Annotated in this window: 16 protein-coding genes, 1 tRNA gene and 1 riboswitch; of the genes, 5 read left to right on the plus strand and 12 right to left on the minus strand. The window is 61.1% G+C overall.

Features of this window, described 5'->3' with window-relative positions; translation table 11 throughout:
• Positions 1 to 29: 29 nt before the first annotated feature.
• On the minus strand, positions 30 to 1,220 hold the full coding sequence (locus CK227_RS05525; protein WP_095771892.1) for an O-succinylhomoserine sulfhydrylase: 1,191 nt from the start codon (positions 1,218 to 1,220) through the stop codon (positions 30 to 32).
• 56 nt (positions 1,221 to 1,276) lie between these two features.
• A riboswitch (SAM riboswitch) is annotated at positions 1,277 to 1,354 on the minus strand.
• 138 nt (positions 1,355 to 1,492) lie between these two features.
• On the opposite strand from CK227_RS05525, the gene CK227_RS05530 reads away from it, so the two are divergent.
• Positions 1,493 to 2,587: a 2'-deoxycytidine 5'-triphosphate deaminase gene (locus CK227_RS05530; protein WP_095771893.1), complete on the plus strand. Its 1,095-nt coding sequence runs from the start codon at positions 1,493 to 1,495 to the stop codon at positions 2,585 to 2,587.
• Between the two features lie 249 nt (positions 2,588 to 2,836).
• Here the strand turns inward: CK227_RS05530 and araD1 are convergent, their stop codons facing one another.
• The 4 genes from araD1 to chvE all read right to left on the minus strand — a co-directional run bounded on the left by araD1 (position 2,837) and on the right by chvE (position 8,169).
• Positions 2,837 to 3,829, minus strand: coding sequence for an AraD1 family protein (gene araD1 / locus CK227_RS05535; protein ID WP_095771975.1), 993 nt, complete (start codon positions 3,827 to 3,829; stop codon positions 2,837 to 2,839).
• Positions 3,830 to 4,118: 289 nt separating this feature from the next.
• A complete protein-coding gene (gene mmsB, locus CK227_RS05540; protein ID WP_095771894.1) occupies positions 4,119 to 5,405 on the minus strand; it encodes a multiple monosaccharide ABC transporter permease in 1,287 nt (428 codons plus the stop codon).
• On the minus strand, positions 5,402 to 6,934 hold the full coding sequence (gene mmsA / locus CK227_RS05545; RefSeq protein WP_095771895.1) for a multiple monosaccharide ABC transporter ATP-binding protein: 1,533 nt from the start codon (positions 6,932 to 6,934) through the stop codon (positions 5,402 to 5,404). The genes mmsB and mmsA overlap by 4 nt, the downstream gene beginning before the upstream one ends.
• A gap of 161 nt (positions 6,935 to 7,095) precedes the next feature.
• Entirely contained in the window at positions 7,096 to 8,169 is a 1,074-nt protein-coding gene (gene chvE / locus CK227_RS05550) for a multiple monosaccharide ABC transporter substrate-binding protein (RefSeq protein ID WP_095771896.1), read from the minus strand.
• 311 nt (positions 8,170 to 8,480) lie between these two features.
• Between chvE and CK227_RS05555 the strand changes: the two genes are divergently transcribed.
• Together CK227_RS05555 and CK227_RS05560 are read left to right on the plus strand one after the other, a co-directional pair.
• Complete coding sequence (locus CK227_RS05555; protein WP_095771976.1) at positions 8,481 to 9,470, plus strand: LysR family transcriptional regulator; 990 nt, start codon at positions 8,481 to 8,483, stop codon at positions 9,468 to 9,470.
• 105 nt (positions 9,471 to 9,575) lie between these two features.
• Positions 9,576 to 9,920 carry a protamine-2 (modular protein) gene (locus CK227_RS05560; RefSeq protein WP_095771977.1) on the plus strand — a complete coding sequence of 115 codons (345 nt, stop codon included), beginning with the start codon at positions 9,576 to 9,578 and terminating at the stop codon, positions 9,918 to 9,920.
• A gap of 259 nt (positions 9,921 to 10,179) precedes the next feature.
• On the opposite strand, the gene CK227_RS05565 is transcribed toward CK227_RS05560, so the two are convergent.
• The 5 genes from CK227_RS05565 to CK227_RS05585 form a co-directional block, all read right to left on the minus strand.
• Positions 10,180 to 10,389, minus strand: coding sequence for a hypothetical protein (locus CK227_RS05565; protein WP_095771897.1), 210 nt, complete (start codon positions 10,387 to 10,389; stop codon positions 10,180 to 10,182).
• Positions 10,364 to 10,597: a hypothetical protein gene (locus tag CK227_RS37155; RefSeq protein WP_245318077.1), complete on the minus strand. Its 234-nt coding sequence runs from the start codon at positions 10,595 to 10,597 to the stop codon at positions 10,364 to 10,366. The genes CK227_RS05565 and CK227_RS37155 overlap by 26 nt, the downstream gene beginning before the upstream one ends.
• A 356-nt stretch (positions 10,598 to 10,953) precedes the next feature.
• Positions 10,954 to 11,235, minus strand: a complete 282-nt coding sequence (locus tag CK227_RS05575; protein WP_095771978.1) for a hypothetical protein — start codon at positions 11,233 to 11,235, stop codon at positions 10,954 to 10,956.
• A 23-nt stretch (positions 11,236 to 11,258) separates the two neighbouring features.
• Positions 11,259 to 11,609, minus strand: coding sequence for a hypothetical protein (locus tag CK227_RS37160; protein ID WP_245318078.1), 351 nt, complete (start codon positions 11,607 to 11,609; stop codon positions 11,259 to 11,261).
• 203 nt (positions 11,610 to 11,812) lie between these two features.
• Positions 11,813 to 12,199 (minus strand): hypothetical protein, encoded by a 387-nt coding sequence (locus CK227_RS05585; protein WP_095771898.1) that lies wholly within the window; start codon positions 12,197 to 12,199, stop codon positions 11,813 to 11,815.
• A 182-nt stretch (positions 12,200 to 12,381) separates the two neighbouring features.
• On the opposite strand from CK227_RS05585, the gene CK227_RS05590 reads away from it, so the two are divergent.
• Both CK227_RS05590 and CK227_RS05595 read left to right on the plus strand, forming a co-directional pair.
• Entirely contained in the window at positions 12,382 to 12,681 is a 300-nt protein-coding gene (locus CK227_RS05590) for a DUF1236 domain-containing protein (protein WP_095771899.1), read from the plus strand.
• 132 nt (positions 12,682 to 12,813) lie between these two features.
• Positions 12,814 to 12,951 (plus strand): hypothetical protein, encoded by a 138-nt coding sequence (locus CK227_RS05595; RefSeq protein ID WP_348628961.1) that lies wholly within the window; start codon positions 12,814 to 12,816, stop codon positions 12,949 to 12,951.
• A gap of 788 nt (positions 12,952 to 13,739) precedes the next feature.
• Here the strand turns inward: CK227_RS05595 and CK227_RS05605 are convergent.
• Positions 13,740 to 13,813: transfer RNA gene (locus CK227_RS05605), tRNA-Gly, on the minus strand.
• A gap of 97 nt (positions 13,814 to 13,910) precedes the next feature.
• A complete protein-coding gene (locus tag CK227_RS05610) occupies positions 13,911 to 15,797 on the minus strand; it encodes an acyltransferase family protein (RefSeq protein WP_095771901.1) in 1,887 nt (628 codons plus the stop codon).
• Positions 15,798 to 15,929 lie beyond the last annotated feature (132 nt).

Consider the following 15,929-nt stretch of genomic DNA (forward strand, 5'->3'; position numbering starts at 1 on the left):
GGCGCGGACGACGCTGCCTCGACGGCTCCCTATTTGGCGCCCTTCAGCGCCTGCGCGATGTCTTCCAGAAGGTCGTCGGTATCCTCAAGGCCGACCGACAGCCTGAGCGTTCCTGGCCCGATGCCGAGTTCGGCGCGCGCCTCTTCGCTTAAATTCTTGTGCGTGGTCGTCGCCGGATGGGTGATCAGGCTCTTGGCGTCGCCGAGATTGTTCGAGATCAGCACGATGTCGAGCGCGTTCTGCAGGGCGAAAGCCGCCTGCTTGCCGCCCTTGACGTCGAGGCAAATCAGCGTCGAGCCGCCCGACATCTGCTTCTTGACGATCTCGGCCTGCGGATGGTCGGCGCGGCCGGGATAGATGACGCGGGCAATCTGCGGCTGCTCGGCGAGGAAATCCGCGATCTTGCCGGCGCTCTCCGTCTGCTGGCGCACACGCAGCGGCAGCGTCTCCAGGCCCTTCAGCAGCGTCCAGGCGTTGAAGGGCGACAGGCTGGGGCCGGTGTGGCGGAAATAGTCATGCAAATTCTCGTCGATCCACTTCTTGTCCGACAGGATCACGCCGCCGAGACAGCGGCCCTGGCCATCGATGTGCTTGGTGGCCGAATAGACGACGATATGCGCGCCGAGCTGCAACGGCTTCTGCTGGAGAGGCGTGGCAAAGACATTGTCGACGACAAGCCGCGCGCCGATCGAATTGGCGAGCGCAGCCACAGCGGCGATGTCGACCACTTCCAATGTCGGGTTGGTCGGGCTTTCCAGGAAGAACAGCTTGGTGTTGGGCCTGACCGCCTTTTCCCAGTTGGCGATATCGGTGCCGTCGACCAGCGTCGCCTCGATGCCGTAGCGCGGTGCCAGCGTCTCGACCACCCAACGGCAGGAGCCGAACAGCGCGCGCGCCGCCACGATGTGGTCACCGGCCTTGACGCTGCAAAGAAGCGCCGCCGTTACTGCCGCCATGCCCGATGCCGTGGCGCGCGCATCCTCGGCGCCTTCGAGCGCACACATGCGCTTTTCAAACATGTCGACGGTCGGATTGGCGTAGCGCGAATAGATGAAGCCCGGCTCCTCGCCCTTGAAGCGGGCTTCGGCGGCTTGCGCCGTTTGATAGACATAGCCCTGGGTCAGGTACATCGCCTCGGAGGTCTCGCCGAAGCCGGAACGCAGGGTTCCGCCATGCACGAGGGCTGTTTGAGGCTTCCAGTTGCGCTTCTTGCTGCTCATTGCTTTTGTTCCAGACACAAAAAAACCGGTCGCGAAAGTCGCAACCGGTCCATACAGCCTCGCGGCCAACGGTCCTTTAGCGACTTGTTTAACGTGGCTGCAAGCCGACCGGCCAAATCACCACGGGATAACGACCCTTTAGACCCGTACCACGCTTGCGTCAATTGCCGGCTTCATTAAGAGGTTTGTACCAAGCAGGTTCCGCAAAAGTGTTTCACGGTTTTGCGGCGAGAACCTGCAGCAGGAAAATCGTCTGGCCTAGGAGCGGAGCCTTGCGGCAGACAGGCATTCTTCCCGATCAGGATATCTCGGCGCTGTTCCAGTCCGGCGCGCTGAAGTCGCCGCGCGCGCTCGATGCCGACCAGATCCAGCCGGCCAGCCTCGATCTCAGGCTCGGCGACAAGGCCTGGCGGGTGCGGGCGTCCTTCCTGCCGGGTCCGGATCATCGGGTTGCCGACAAACTCGATCGGCTGAAGCTGCATGAGTTCAGCCTCGCCGATGGCGCCGTGCTGGAAACGGGCTGTGTTTACATCGTGCCGCTGCTGGAAAGCCTTGCGCTGCCCCCAACCGTGTCCGCCTCGGCCAATCCGAAGAGTTCGACCGGGCGGCTCGACATTTTCACCCGCGTCATGACCGACCGTGGCCACGAGTTCGACAAGATCGCCGCCGGCTACAACGGTCCGCTTTACCTGGAAGTCAGCCCGCGCACCTTCCCGATCGTCGTGCGCACCGGCTCGCGCCTGTCGCAGATCCGCTTCCGCACCGGCAACGCGCTGCTCTCGGAAGCCGAATTGCATGAATTGCACCGCGCGCAGATGCTGGTCGCCACCGAGCCGCCGAATATTTCGGGCGGCGGCATCGCGCTGTCGATCGATCTCAAGGGCGACGGTGACGGGCTGGTCGGCTATCGCGGCAAGCATCACACCGGCCTTGTCGATGTCGACAAGCGCGCCGCGCAGGACGTCGTCGATTTCTGGGAACCCATCCACAAGAGCGGTGCCGGCGAACTGGTGCTCGATCCGGACGAATTCTACATTCTCGTCAGCCAGGAGGCGGTGCATGTGCCGCCGCTCTATGCTGCCGAGATGACGCCCTTCGACCCGCTGGTCGGCGAATTTCGCGTCCATTATGCCGGCTTCTTCGATCCGGGCTTCGGCCATTCGGCGGCCGGTGGCACCGGCAGCCGGGCGGTGCTTGAAGTGCGCAGCCACGAAGTGCCGTTCATCCTCGACCATGGCCAGATCGTCGGCCGGCTGGTCTACGAGCACATGCTGAAGCGGCCGCAGGCGCTCTACGGCACCGATCTCGGCTCCAACTACCAGGCACAGGGCCTGAAGCTCTCCAAGCATTTCCGCGCCGCGCGCTGAACCCCGATTGCCGCCAGGCAAGATACTTGCCTGCCGGCACATCATGCGTGGCTGGCCTGTCGGTCGCCGGTATGGCGGCGCTCAAGGCGAACAAGAAAATGCAGATCTCGAAATGGATCCTGTCGGCGGCAGGCGCCGCCCGGCGCTGTAAGCCACGGAGGAAGAACAGGCGAGGGATAGGGCCAAGCCCGCTAAGATGAAACCAAGCCCCATCCCGTTCATTTTCTCTCCCAGGATATTGGCGCTATCTCAAAGCGCCTTCACCGCCACCTTCACTGGTTTTTCGATCTCGAGCGGGTTGCGCAGCGGCAGGCCGAAATCCCCGGCCTCAATCTCGAACACATCGCCGGCCTCGGTCTTGACGCCGTCGGCGAAGGACAGTGTCGCGGTGCCGAACATATGCACATGCACGTCGCCCGGCTGGCGGAACGCCGAATATTTGAAGTGATGGTGTTCCAGATTGGCGATGGTGTGCGACATGTTCGCTTCGCCCGACAGGAACGGCTTTTCCCATAGCGTCTTGCCGTCGCGCACGATGCGCGAGGTGCCGCGGATGTCGGAAGGCAGGTCGCCGATCAGGATCTCCGGTCCGAACGAGGCGTTGCGCAGCTTGGAGTGGGCGAGGAAGAGATAGTTCACCCGCTCGGTCACGTGGTCGGAAAACTCGTTCGACAGCGTGAAGCCGACGCGGAAGGCGGCGCCGTCATCGCCGATGACATAGATGCCGGCGATCTCTGGTTCCTCGCCGGCGTCCTTGGCGAAGGCCGGTGACAGGAGTGCGGCACCCGGCGCCACGGCCATCGTGCCGTTGCCCTTGTAGAACCATTCCGGCTGCACGCCGACCTGGCCCTTGGCGGGCTTGCCCCCCTCCAGTCCCATGCGGAACATCTTCATGGAATCAGTGAGCTGCTCCTCGCCATCGGTGCTGAGCTTCTTGTGCATGGAATCGCGCGTCGCCGCCGAGCCGAGATGGGTCAGGCCGGTGCCGGTGAGGTGCAGATGCGCCGGGTCGGGGTGATTGATCGGCGACAACAGCCGCCCCTTCTTGTAGGCGGCATCGAGGTCGACCGTCTCGCCGAGCCCCTTGCGCTCGATCAGGGTGGCCAGGCCGACGCCGGTGCGGGCCGCCTCCATCGCCAGCGAATAGACGCTGCGGGCGCCGTTGATGATCCGGGTCTTGCCGCCATTGCGGGCAACGACGCGGATGGTCTCGGCGTCATCGAGAATCTGCGAGATCAGCATGATCAATCCTCTCTCATGTGCGTTGGCATGGCTGCCGCCGCGGCAAACCTTCCCAAGCGCGGCTGGGACGTCGCCCATGCCACGGGTGAAATTCTCCGTTCGGATTGCGCTCGCGGGGCCTGGTTCCTTGAGGGAACTTCTTCGTGCCGGTCGGTTGCCGGCAGCGCCGCGATGTGACCCGTATGCCTTCCTCGTTGCCTCGCCGGAGCGGTTCGGTCCGCTCCCGGTATTTTGTTTTTACGCAATTCCCGTGGGAAAACCGCGATGCGCTTTCCTGGAATTGTTCCTGTCAGGCCTTGTTCTTGTTGTAGACGTCGAAGATCACGGCGCCGAGCAGGACCAGACCTTTGACCACCTGCTGCCAGTCGACATTGACGCCCATGATCGACATGCCGTTGTTCATCACGCCCATGATGAAGCCGCCGACCACGGCGCCGATGACCTGGCCGACGCCGCCCATCGCCGAGGCGCCGCCGATGAAGACGGCGGCGATGACGTCGAGCTCTGAGCCCAGACCGGCCGCCGGCACGGCCTGGCCAAGGCGAGCCGCGATGATCAGGCCGCCCAGCGCCGACAGCACGCCCATATTGATGAACACCAGCAGCGTCAGCCGCTCGGTGTTGATGCCAGACAGCTGCGCCGCCTTGGGGTTGCCGCCCATGGCGTAGATGCGGCGACCGATGGTCATGCGCTTGGTGACGAAGACGAACAGCGAGATCAGCACGCCCATGACCAGCAGCACCACCGGCAGGCCCCTGTAGCTGGCGAACTCATAGACCAGGAACAGCGCCAGCGCGCTGGCGACCAGCGTCTTGACGACGAACAGGGGGAAGGGCTCGGCTTCATAGCCGTGGCGTTCGCGCTTGCGTCGTGTCCTCACGCCGAAATAGGCATAGGCCAGCACGGCGATCAGGCCGAGCACGACCGTCGTCATGTGCAGCGTCAGGCCGCTGCCCACGATGGTCTTGCCGGCGGCGTTCACCGTGGGCGGGATCAACGTCAGCGGGCCGATAACGTCCGGGATGAAGCCGGAGCTCAGCGCCTTGAAGCCGTCTGGAAGCGGGCCTACCGAGGAGCCGCCGCCCAGCAGCGCCTGGCAGATGCCGCGGAAGATCAGCATGCCGGCCAATGTCACGATGAAGCTCGGTATTCGGTGATAGGCGATCCAATAGCCTTGCGCCGCACCGATCAGGCCGCCCACGATGAGGCATACGATCGAAACCACCAGCGGATTGCTGAGCGGCCCGAGCTGCCAGATGACCATCATGTTTGCCGCCAGCGCGCCGATGAAACCGGCGACCGAGCCGACGCTGAGGTCGATATAGCCGGAAACGATGACCAGCAGCATACCCAGCGCCATCACGATGATGAACGAGTTCTGCTGCACCAGATTGCTGAGGTTGACCGGCTTGAACAGCGTTCCCGACGTGGTGAACTGGAAGAACAGCATGATGACGATCAGCGCGATGATGAGACCGTATTCGCGCAGGTTCGTCGTCAGCGCCGAGACGGCAATGCGTGGACGCTGGTCCTCGGCGATGTTGCCCTGCGGGGCGGGGGCGCTGTCGGTGCTCATGCTGCTTTTCCTTCTCCCCGAACGATGGCGCGCATTATTTTTTCCTGGCTTGCGTCCGCCGCGGGCATTTCGCCGACGATGCGGCCTTCGTTCATGACGTAGATGCGATCGGTGATGCCGAGCAATTCCGGCATTTCCGACGAGATGACCACGATCGCCTTACCCTCCGAGGCAAGACGCGCGATGATCGTGTAGATTTCGTACTTGGCGCCGACGTCGATGCCGCGCGTCGGCTCGTCGAGGATCAGCAAATCCGGATCGGCGAACAGCCATTTCGACAACACCACCTTCTGCTGGTTGCCGCCGGAAAGATTGCCCGTCATCTGATAGACGCTCGAAGCGCGGATGTTGGTCTTCTTGCGATAATCGTTGGCAACGGCGAGTTCGCCCAGATCGTCGATCACGCTGTGACGCGACACGCCGCCGAGATTGGCAAGCGTGATGTTGTGCTTGATATGGTCGATCAGGTTGAGACCGTAAGTCTTGCGGTCCTCGGTCACGTAGGCGATGCCGTGTTCGACCGCCTTGCTCACGGACGAGACATCGATCGGCTTGCCCTTGAGCAGCACCTCGCCCCTGATGTGGCGGCCATAGGAGCGGCCGAACAGGCTCATGGCGAATTCGGTGCGGCCGGCGCCCATCAGCCCGGCTATGCCGACCACCTCGCCCTTGCGCACATTGATGTCGATGCCCTTGATCACCTGCCGTTCGGCATGAATCGGGTGATAGACCGACCAGTTTTTCACTTCGAAGACGACCTCGCCGATCTTTGGTTCCCGCGGCGGATAGCGGTCGTCGAGCGAACGGCCGACCATCGAGGTGATGATTCGGTCTTCCGAGATATCCTTCTTGGCCAGCGTCTCGATGGTGCGCCCGTCTCGGATGACGGTAACCTTGTCGGCGACCCGGTTCACCTCGTTGAGTTTGTGCGAGATCAGGATCGAGGTCATGCCTTGCCGCTTGAACTCGAGCAAAAGGTCGAGCAGCGCCTGGCTGTCCTTCTCGCTGAGCGATGCGGTCGGCTCGTCGAGGATCAGCAGTTTGACTTCCTTGCTCAACGCCTTGGCGATCTCGACCAGCTGCTGCTTGCCGACGCCGATATTGGTGATCAGCGTCTTGGGGTCCTCCTTGAGGCCCACCTTCTTCAACAGCGCGCTGGTGCGCGCCTCGTTGGCGTCCCAGTCGATCATGCCGTATTTGGCGTGTTCGTTGCCGAGGAAAATGTTTTCGGCGATCGACAGCATCGGCACCAGCGCAAGCTCCTGGTGGATGATGACGATGCCCTTGTGTTCGCTGTCATGGATGCCTTTGAACTGACATTCCTGGCCTTGAAAGATGATCTGGCCGTCATATGTGCCCGCGGGATAGACGCCCGACAGCACTTTCATCAGCGTCGACTTGCCGGCGCCGTTCTCGCCGACCACGGCGTGGATTTCGCCTTCCTCGACGGAGAGGTTGACATTCGACAGCGCCTTCACGCCGGGAAACGTCTTGGTGATGTCGCGCATCTCCAAAATCGTCGAGGTCATCAGGGCAAGCTCCTAGACTTTCTTGTTTTTACGCAATTCCCAGGGGAAAGCGTTACGCGCGTTTCCTGGAATTGCTCTAGGCCGGCAGTAACAATACCGGGGTCGCTTGTGAACGAAAAGGGGCCCTGCGTCGCGCAGGACCCCAGATTTCGTAACAGAGATTACTTCAGGTCTTCGGCCTTGATGTAGCCGGAGTCGACGACCAGCTTCTGGTAGTTCGACTTGTCGACATCATGCGGCGTCAGCAGGATCGAGGGAACGACCTTGACGTCGTTGTTGTAGGTCTTGGTGTCGAGGCCGTCAGGCTTGCCGCCCGAGAGCACCTTGTCGACCAGTTCGACGGTCGACTTGGCCAGTTCGCGGGTGTCCTTGAACACGGTCGAATACTGCTCGCCCGAGATGATCAGCTTGACCGAGGCGGTCTCGGCGTCCTGACCGGTCACGATCGGCCAGGGCTGAGCGGCCGTGCCGTAACCCACGGCGCGCAGCGAGGCGGTGATGCCGCGCGACAGGCCATCATAGGGCGACAGAACGCCATCGACGCGGCTGCCGTCCGAGTAGTTGGCCGACAGCAGGTTGTCCATACGCGCCTGGGCGGTTGCCGCCAGCCAGCGCAGCGTGCCGACCTTGTCCATACCGGTCTGGCCGGACTTGATCTTGATCGAGCCGTCGTCGATCAGCGGCTGCAGGACGGAAATCGCACCGTTGTAGAAGAAGAAGGCGTTGTTGTCGTCGGGCGAGCCGCCGAACAGTTCGACGTTCCACGGCTTGGTGTTCGGGAAGCGCTCCTTGAGGCCCTTGACCAGCGAATTCGCCTGGATCACGCCGACGCCGAAATTGTCGAAGGTGGTGTAATAGTCGACATTGGCGGTCTTCTTGATCAGACGGTCATAAGCAACGACGACGACGCCCGCGTCAGCGGCCTTCTGCAGCGCATCCGACAGGGTGGTGCCGTCGATCGAGGCGATGATCAGCGCCTTCGGGCCCTTGGTGATTTCGTTCTCCAGCTGGCTGAGCTGGTTGGGGATGTCGTCCTGCGCATATTGCAGGTCGACGGTGTAGCCGAGAGCCTCGAGCTGGGACTTGACGGCGTCGCCGTCATTGATCCAGCGCTGCGAAGTCTTGGTCGGCATCAGCACGCCGACGAGACCCTTGTCGGCCGCGTGCGCCGACGAATAGGTCATGGCAGCGATGCCAAGCGCCGCGACTGCGGCCAGTGTCTTGATGATTTTCACGTAACTCTCCCTGGTTGATGGACGCAGCACCCCGGGGGTCGCGGGCCGCGCAATCGTGCAGAAGCGCCAAGGCACTGCTGCCGTCATATCGATCTCCGGTATCCTCCCATGGCCCCGAGCCGCTGATTTCAATCGATACGATTTTATCGTCGGCGACCGTTGCGTCTCGGAACGGGCTGACGTTGCCGTCCTTTTGCCATAACTGTCAAATGCGATCTTTGATGGTTGCTATACCGCAAGTGGTATATGTTATGACGCTTGACGGGCTGCTGGCAAATGCCTGCGGGCGGCGGGCGGAGGCAGGAAAAACCATGGCGGCGTTACGGAATCCGGCTGCGGGTTCAAATGATTACAACGAGACCCCAGGCGATGGCGAAACCCTGCTGCGCAGCGGCCTCAGCCTGCGTCATATGCGCATGATCGTCGCGCTCGACGATCACGGTCGGGTGAGCGCGGCGGCGCAGGTCATGAACATTTCGCAGCCGGCGGCATCGCGCATGATTGCCGAGATGGAGGCGGTGCTCGCGGTCAAGCTGTGCGAGAGGCTGCCGCGCGGCATCACGCTCACGCCCTACGGCAAGGCCTTGGCCAGGCGTGCGCGTTCGATCCTGCTGGAGATGCGCGAGGTCGATCGCGAGATTTCCGAGCTCAAGGCGGGCAAGGGCGGTTCCGTGTTTCTCGGTGCGGTGACGGCGCCGGCGATCGAACTGGCGGTGCCGGCGATCCGCGAAATCCGCCGCATCTATCCACGCATCGAGATCACCATGCAGGTCGAGACCTCGAATGTGCTGGCGCGCGAACTGATCGCCTCGCGCCATGATTTCATCATTGCGCGCATCCCCGACGATCTCAATCCGCGGCTGTTCGAATCGCGTGTCATCGGCGTCGAGAAAGCCTGCCTGATCGTGCGTCGTGGCCACCCGCTGACCAGGGGCAGTGTGGTGCGGCTGGAAGACACTGCCGCCTATGACTGGGTTTTCCAGTCGGGCGGCTCGCCCTTGCGTCAGGCGATGGAGAGCAATTTCCTCAACCGCAACATCGCGCTGCCGGACCGGATCCTCAACACCAGTTCGCTGCTCCTGACGCTGGTCATGGTAGCGCAGTCCGACGCCATCGCGCCGGTCTCGGTGCAGGTGGCGAAATTCATCCAGAATCCCGACGGACTCGCCGGCGCCATCGATGTCGTCCAGACCGAGTTCGACATCGAGGTCAGGCCCTACAGCCTGATCACGGTCAGGAATCGCGCGCTGTCGCCGGCCGCCAAGATGCTGCACGATTTCATCCTGCGCGAAGTGGGGTGATGGAACAAGAAGTGCAGTCACACGTTCAGGCCAAACGGCATGCTCGCTGGAGCTCGTTTAGGGCGAGGGAACGAGATGCCGATGTCAACAACTCGGGAGGTTTTGATGGAACGTCGGTTATTTCTTACAGGAATGCTGGGCGTTGCGGGGGCCGTGGCGTTTGCGGGCATAGCCGGACCTGGCAGCGCGGTTGCCGGCATTCCTCAGGGCGACGGAATTCTCGATGAACTAGACAAGCCGGATCCGGCTGTCTTCGAAGGCGATGACGACCTCGAAGTGGAAAAGGTCTCTCACCGTCGTTGGCATCATCGCTACTACGGAGATCGCTATTACGGAGAGAGGCGGCGGCGGCGCCGCGGCTGGAGAAGGGTTTGCCGTCGGTATTGGCGCCATGGACGCCGTCATGTGCGTTGCTGGCGCGAGCGGGTGTGGCTCCGCGTCTGGCTGTGACGACCCGTTGACGAAAAGGCCGGCCACCGCTGCGTGCCAGGACGGAGACACAGCTTGCCATTGCCCGGGCCATGATGCGCGCGGGCAAGTTGCTTTAGGTAATCACAACACCGTAAAAATCGTACATTCATTTTCAATTGAAATGAGACGACAGGAGAGTAGGATTTTGGCTCTTCGCCCGGCTTCCTCAAACGGCCGGCGCGGCCCGGCTAGTCATCCTGTGTCAACCTGAAGGCTGGCCGGGCCGCCTCGACGATCCCTAGCGACCGAGCGGCCATCGCGAAAGCGAGACGAGTTCAGCCTCGTCTTTGATGCCGGCCATATAGTTTGCGATAACCCGCGATGCGATCATGTCGAGGGTGTCCGGTGGCGGATGCTCAAGTTTCAGCTTGTCGAAAACCCTGCCGAAGAGCGCCAATTCGGTTGCGTCGAAAATGCCGGCTTCAGTCGCCTTTCGCCGAATTGGCATGATCTTCCTCCCGCAAATCCTGAAGGGAACCATGCCGTAAGTCTTCTTCGCCGCGCAAGTGCTTTATCCGGCCGATGATTGCGGGCTTCACCCATTGCGTCGCCGGATGCTTCATGCCCTTCGGCGCCGGCCCGGCGTGCTCCCGGATGCGCTCCCACAACCGCTCTGGGATCGCCCCGACATAACGGCCTGTCGCCCGATCCGCCATCAGGTCAAAGGCCGGCTTTCCAGCCTTGCGCTCGACGCCGAGCAGCTTGCATTCGTCGACCGAGTAGCATTTCGCCTGTGGTATTTGCTGTCGCGGCGCTTCGATGCCATTCCTTCAAGGCCAGCCTTGTCGAGCCTTTAGCCAATCGTGATATAAGCCACTGATAACATTATATTTTTTGGCTACCAGTCGCGACGGACAACATGGCCCAGACAAAGGACGCGAGGAGGGAGACACAGCTTGCCATTGCTCGGGCCATGATGCGGGCCGCCTTTATAGCTGAGGAATTGTAGGCACGGCACGAGCCGCAGTTACTCGAAGGCGGACCTAGGCCCGCCTTCGAGTCCAGCCTAGATTCAGCCGCCCATCTTCTTTGCCATGGCGCAGAAATCTGCGTGCGACTTGTTGAGCGTGGTATCGCCGCAATCTTTCAACACCGCTTTCTGTTCATCGGGTTTCATAGCCGTCCATGCGGCCTTGAAATCCTTTTCCGTCTTCAAAGTTTTCATGCCGGCATCGGTGAAGAACGGCGACATCTTTGCCGGATCGTCGAGTGCAGATGTGTTGCCAGCGGCAAGAGCCGAACCGGTCATTATCGCAAGCGCCATCGCGCCCATTGTGAGCATCTTGATATTCATTGTTTCCTCCGTCGTTGGGTCATTCAGCATGACCTTGGGAAAAAACGTGGATTACCGAACTCGGTTCCCAGCGCTCCACCAGCGCATCCCTGCATCATGAATATGTAGATCGTGCCAATTTCTTCATCGATCTCTTCGCCCGGAATGCCTGGCCTCAGCCGCCCGTTTCGCATGGCCCGGCTGGAATTGATGAAGGCCGACCCGACATAGCGGCCGGTCGCCCGATCTGCCATCAGGGCAAAGGCCGGCTTTCCAGCCTTGCGCTCGACGCCGAGCAGCCCGTATTCATCGACCGGGTAGCATTTCGCCTTCAGCCAGTCGTCGACGGGCCGCCGCGGACTTGCTGTCGCGGCGCTTCGATACCATTCCTTCAAGGCCAGCCTTGTCGAGCTTTTAGCCAATCGTGATATAAGTCAGTGATAACATTACTTTTGGGGCTACTATCGTGGCGGACAACATGGCCCAGACAAAGGACGCGAGGACGGAAACACGGCTTGCCATTGCTCGGGCCAGATGCGGGCTGGAAAGTCCTTCTAGGAAGCTCCGATGACGGCACCCTATTTTGCGCTCTAGCTTTCTAGGCAGCATACACGATCCACACTAGAAGAACGAACAGAGCCGCTCCCAACGCAAACAGCGTATAGCCCGCAAGGAGTAAAAGGATGGGGAAAAAGTCACTGCGGTAGGCTGCCAGGATCATCCGGACTAGAGGGTTCGAAATTTCATTGTGCAATACCTCTTCTTTGTTTCCTACCGCTCCGATACGTGGAGTTTTGTTCGCCTCAGTCGCCTCAGTCGCCTCAGTCGCCTCAGTCGCCCCTGCCCGCTCTGACTTCGCCGCTGTCTCGGAATTCTCAGCCGCCTCTAAAATCCTGTTTGATATATGGGTCGCCACCAACGGATCATCGGATAGATGGTCCGGTGAAACCGGTTTGGCGAAGATTTCAACGCCATGTGTGCCCATGGGCCAGTAAGCGTCTTTCCTGACTTAAGTTCCCTCCAGGGCCGCGCGAGAGCAAGATGGGCCTTTGGTCCGACCAGTATCCGACTGAAGTCCGCCGTCAGGGAACCATGCCGCTGGCGGTAAGTTCGGAACAGCGGCGGGCGGAAGGTCCCGCTGTCGTCAGATTACAAGAGGAGAAAATTATGAGAATGCATCTAACCAGCGCCGCGGCGGCGCTCGTCCTGCTTGCCGGCGTTGGCGCAGTGGCCGCGGAGGATGTTGTCATCACACCTGAGCAGGATACCGTAGTACGCGAATACGTGAAGAAGCAGCCGCTGGCTTCCGTCAAGATTCCGGGCGTTGAACTCAACGTCGGCACGGCTCTGCCGGATACGGTCGAGCTCCACGAGGTTCCGAACGTCAAATACCGCTACGTTGTGATCGACAACCGGACGGTTCTTGTGGAACCGAGCACGCGTAAGATCATCAAGGTCTACAACTGATCTGATGTAACAGCTCGTCGCCTTCATTGGCGGCGGGCTTTACGAGGAATTGCGATAGGTATCACCATGTCACATCGTGAGGTTGGGAATTCCGAGGCTTTGGCGTCGCGCGTCGTCGATCTCAAGACCCGAATGCTCGAAGCGAACATTACAGACGGCGAGATCGAGACATTCCAGAAGGTGGCTGCCCTTCTGGAGGATGTCCATGGGCGTATCGAGGGCGACGACCTGATTGCCGCGTCGTTCCTTGTCGACCCGCATGTCGGTTGAAGGGGCCTGTTCCCGGGGCTCATGTGGACCGCGATCGACCGCTGGGGCGTCAAGTCCGGCCTCCATCAAAGGACTGAAGTCCCTTCCCGATCCGCCAGAAGGCCCAGCCTGGAACATTTTCCGCCACTCTTGTTTGTTCTCAATGGGACACCGGTTGGGAGAAATACGGAAATGGCTTTGTGCGATGAACTGAGCGACGTGACGATGGAGTTCCACTGTCCGGCCTGCTCACACCCTATGGCAAGGCCTGGTTCCTGGCTCCGCACAATCGGAAGCTTCAGATGCGACAGCTGCAAAGCTATGGTGCGCATAGGTTATGAAAAGAAGCTGTCGATCTTTGCGGGCTACCTGAAAAACCGGCACCAGCATGGCGCCGGCGTCGCGCCATCACGCCAGGCGGATCGACCAATTCCGCGCTTTCCTCTGCATGGAGCATAAGCCCTGGCGGCCCGGCGGTTGACGATTGGGGCACTTGGTCAGCAGCCGGGCCTAACCGGCGGTTTGTTGGGGTATGTGGGTTGCCGCCGGCTGGGGCAAAAATGCGCCGAACCCAAGAGGCTGGCATCATTCGAACAGGCGATCAGGAATGCGGGCAAGCGCGTCCTTACAAGAATAGAGTTGCCTGACCGAATCTTTACGCCAGTTTGAATGATATCGGGTGCAACCAGCAAAAGGCGCGCCCGGTTAAGAGACCGCATTGCGCTCCCGCCCCAGGAGAGGCGACGTGGCGGAAACCAATCCCAATTTCAATCAGACAGGCTCAGGAGTTGCGGTCCCTGTCCGCAAGCTGGAGCGGGTAGCGGGAATCGAACCCGCGCGTTCAGCTTGGGAAGCTGACAGGCTACCATTACATCATACCCGCGCGTGCCCTCGTTACCATGAGGTTCGGCCTTCGGGCAATCGCAAAGCGGTTCCCTCGAACAAACGCTTTCGCTGGTCCTCGGCGCTGGCCGTGATTCCTATTTTGCCTTGGCGACTTTGTTGCTGGCGGCAAAGCTTGGCCAGTATTTCGAGATGGCGAGCGTCGCGCCGGCGGACGAGAAATGACCGTAGTCGAAGTAGAGAAACTGCCTGGTGCCGGCGTCGGCATAGGAGCAGCCGGCCGCGTCGCACAGATAGGCCAGCGGGTCGATGAAAGTCGCCCCTTTGACGAATGGCAGCACCTGCTTGTTGATGTCCGGATCCATGGCCATCGGCCAGGATGTGTTCGCGACGTGCTCCCTTCTTGCGAAGAAGGCGATTTTCTGGACGTCGGCGATGAACTCCGGAGACTGGCCGATGACATAGACCTTGACGCCCATGTCGCGCAGCCGGTCGACTGTCTTCTGCAGGCCGTCGAAGCCCCGTGCCTGATAGTCGGTCCACCGGCCGCTCAGGATCACCGCCTGGATGTTGGCATCGTGGATGATCGACAACGCCCGTTCGTTGAAACGCGTGCAGGCCGGCCGGGCATAGGAAAAGTAGCTCAGATTGGGCGGGCAGCCGGCATAGGTATACTGGATGATATTGGCCTGGATTTTCTGCGCATTGGCTTCCAGCCCCGACACGTAGTGCGCGGCGAAGGAATCGCCCCACAGCAGCACATTGGTGGGAAAGCCGTGCGTTCGGGTGCAGTCGGCGAGGTTCCAGTTCTCGATCCGGCTCGCGCCCTCGTTGAAACAGACGCCATTGCGCCAGTCACCCACCAGGACCCGTTCCGTCGAGAAATCCGGGAACCGTTGCGGAAAACCCTTGCCCAGCGCACCGGCCAGGCCGCCGACGCACAGCAGGGCGATCGCCGCGGCCGAGAAGGCGAAGATGGGCAGGGGGGCGGTGAAGGCTCGCTTCTGGCGGAAGGGCTGCTCGACATATTTCCACGAGAACGTCGCAAGCGCGACGCTTGCCACGATCATCGCCATGATCGTCGGCACGCCGATGGCCTTGAGCGAGAGATAGTGGACGAACGAATTGATCGGCCAGTGAACGAGGTAGAGCGAATAGGAGATAAGGCCGATCCACACCAGCGGTGCGAGCCGCAGCACCTGCGTGGCGACGGGGACCGGCCTGTCCGCATGGGGCTGGCCAGCATAGATGAGCAGCGCCGTTCCCATGCAGGGAAACAGGGCATTGTAGCCCGGAAACGGATCGCTTTCCGAAATCGTCAGAAAGCCGAAGGCGATCAGGCCAAAACCGGCCAGCCCGATCAGTTCAGTCAGCGGACGGCTGGCAAGCGCCGGCGGCTTTCTCAGCATCAGTATGGCGCCCAGCGCCAGCTCCCAGATGCGCGTCGGCAAGAGGTAGAAGCCGGCGGTCGGCGCCAGCGTGGTTGCCATGACCGCCAGGGCAAAACTGCCTATGGCAATCGGCAGCAATATCGTCAGCCAGCGCTTCGAGGCGTATCGGTAGATCAGATACACCAGGACCGGTGCGAAGATATAGTACTGCTCCTCGACCGAAAGCGACCATGTATGCAGCAGCGGCCGCAGTTCCGCGTCGATGGAGAAATAGTTGGTCGTTTTCCAGAAATAGATGTTCGACCAGAAGGTCGAGGCCGCGATCACGCTGAGGCTGTACTCGTGGAGATCCGACGGCAAGAGGATGAACCAGGCGGCGATACTGGCGAGCAGGATGACGAAGGTCAGCGCCGGCAGGATGCGCCGCGCGCGGCGCCAGTAAAAGCGGCCGATCGAGAACTGGCCGCGCTCGAGGTCGTCGAGCAGGCTGCCGCTGATCAGATAGCCCGATATGACGAAGAAGATATCGACACCGGTGAAGCCGCCGGGAATGGCCGATACGCCGAAATGGAAGAGCACGACGGGCAGCACCGCAACGGCCCGCAGGCCATCAATATCACGCCTGTAGTTCATTCGGCGGGTCCGTACGCCGTGGCCCTTGGCAGCCGTGCGGCGGAACCTGACATGCTCCTCATGCGGCGATGTCCCCGTCGTTCGAAAAATCGTGGCTCGTAGGTTTCACGGACTGTGCTCTGCAACACAAGT

The organism is Mesorhizobium sp. WSM4308 (assembly GCF_002294905.1).
In the GTDB taxonomy this organism is placed as follows: domain Bacteria; phylum Pseudomonadota; class Alphaproteobacteria; order Rhizobiales; family Rhizobiaceae; genus Mesorhizobium.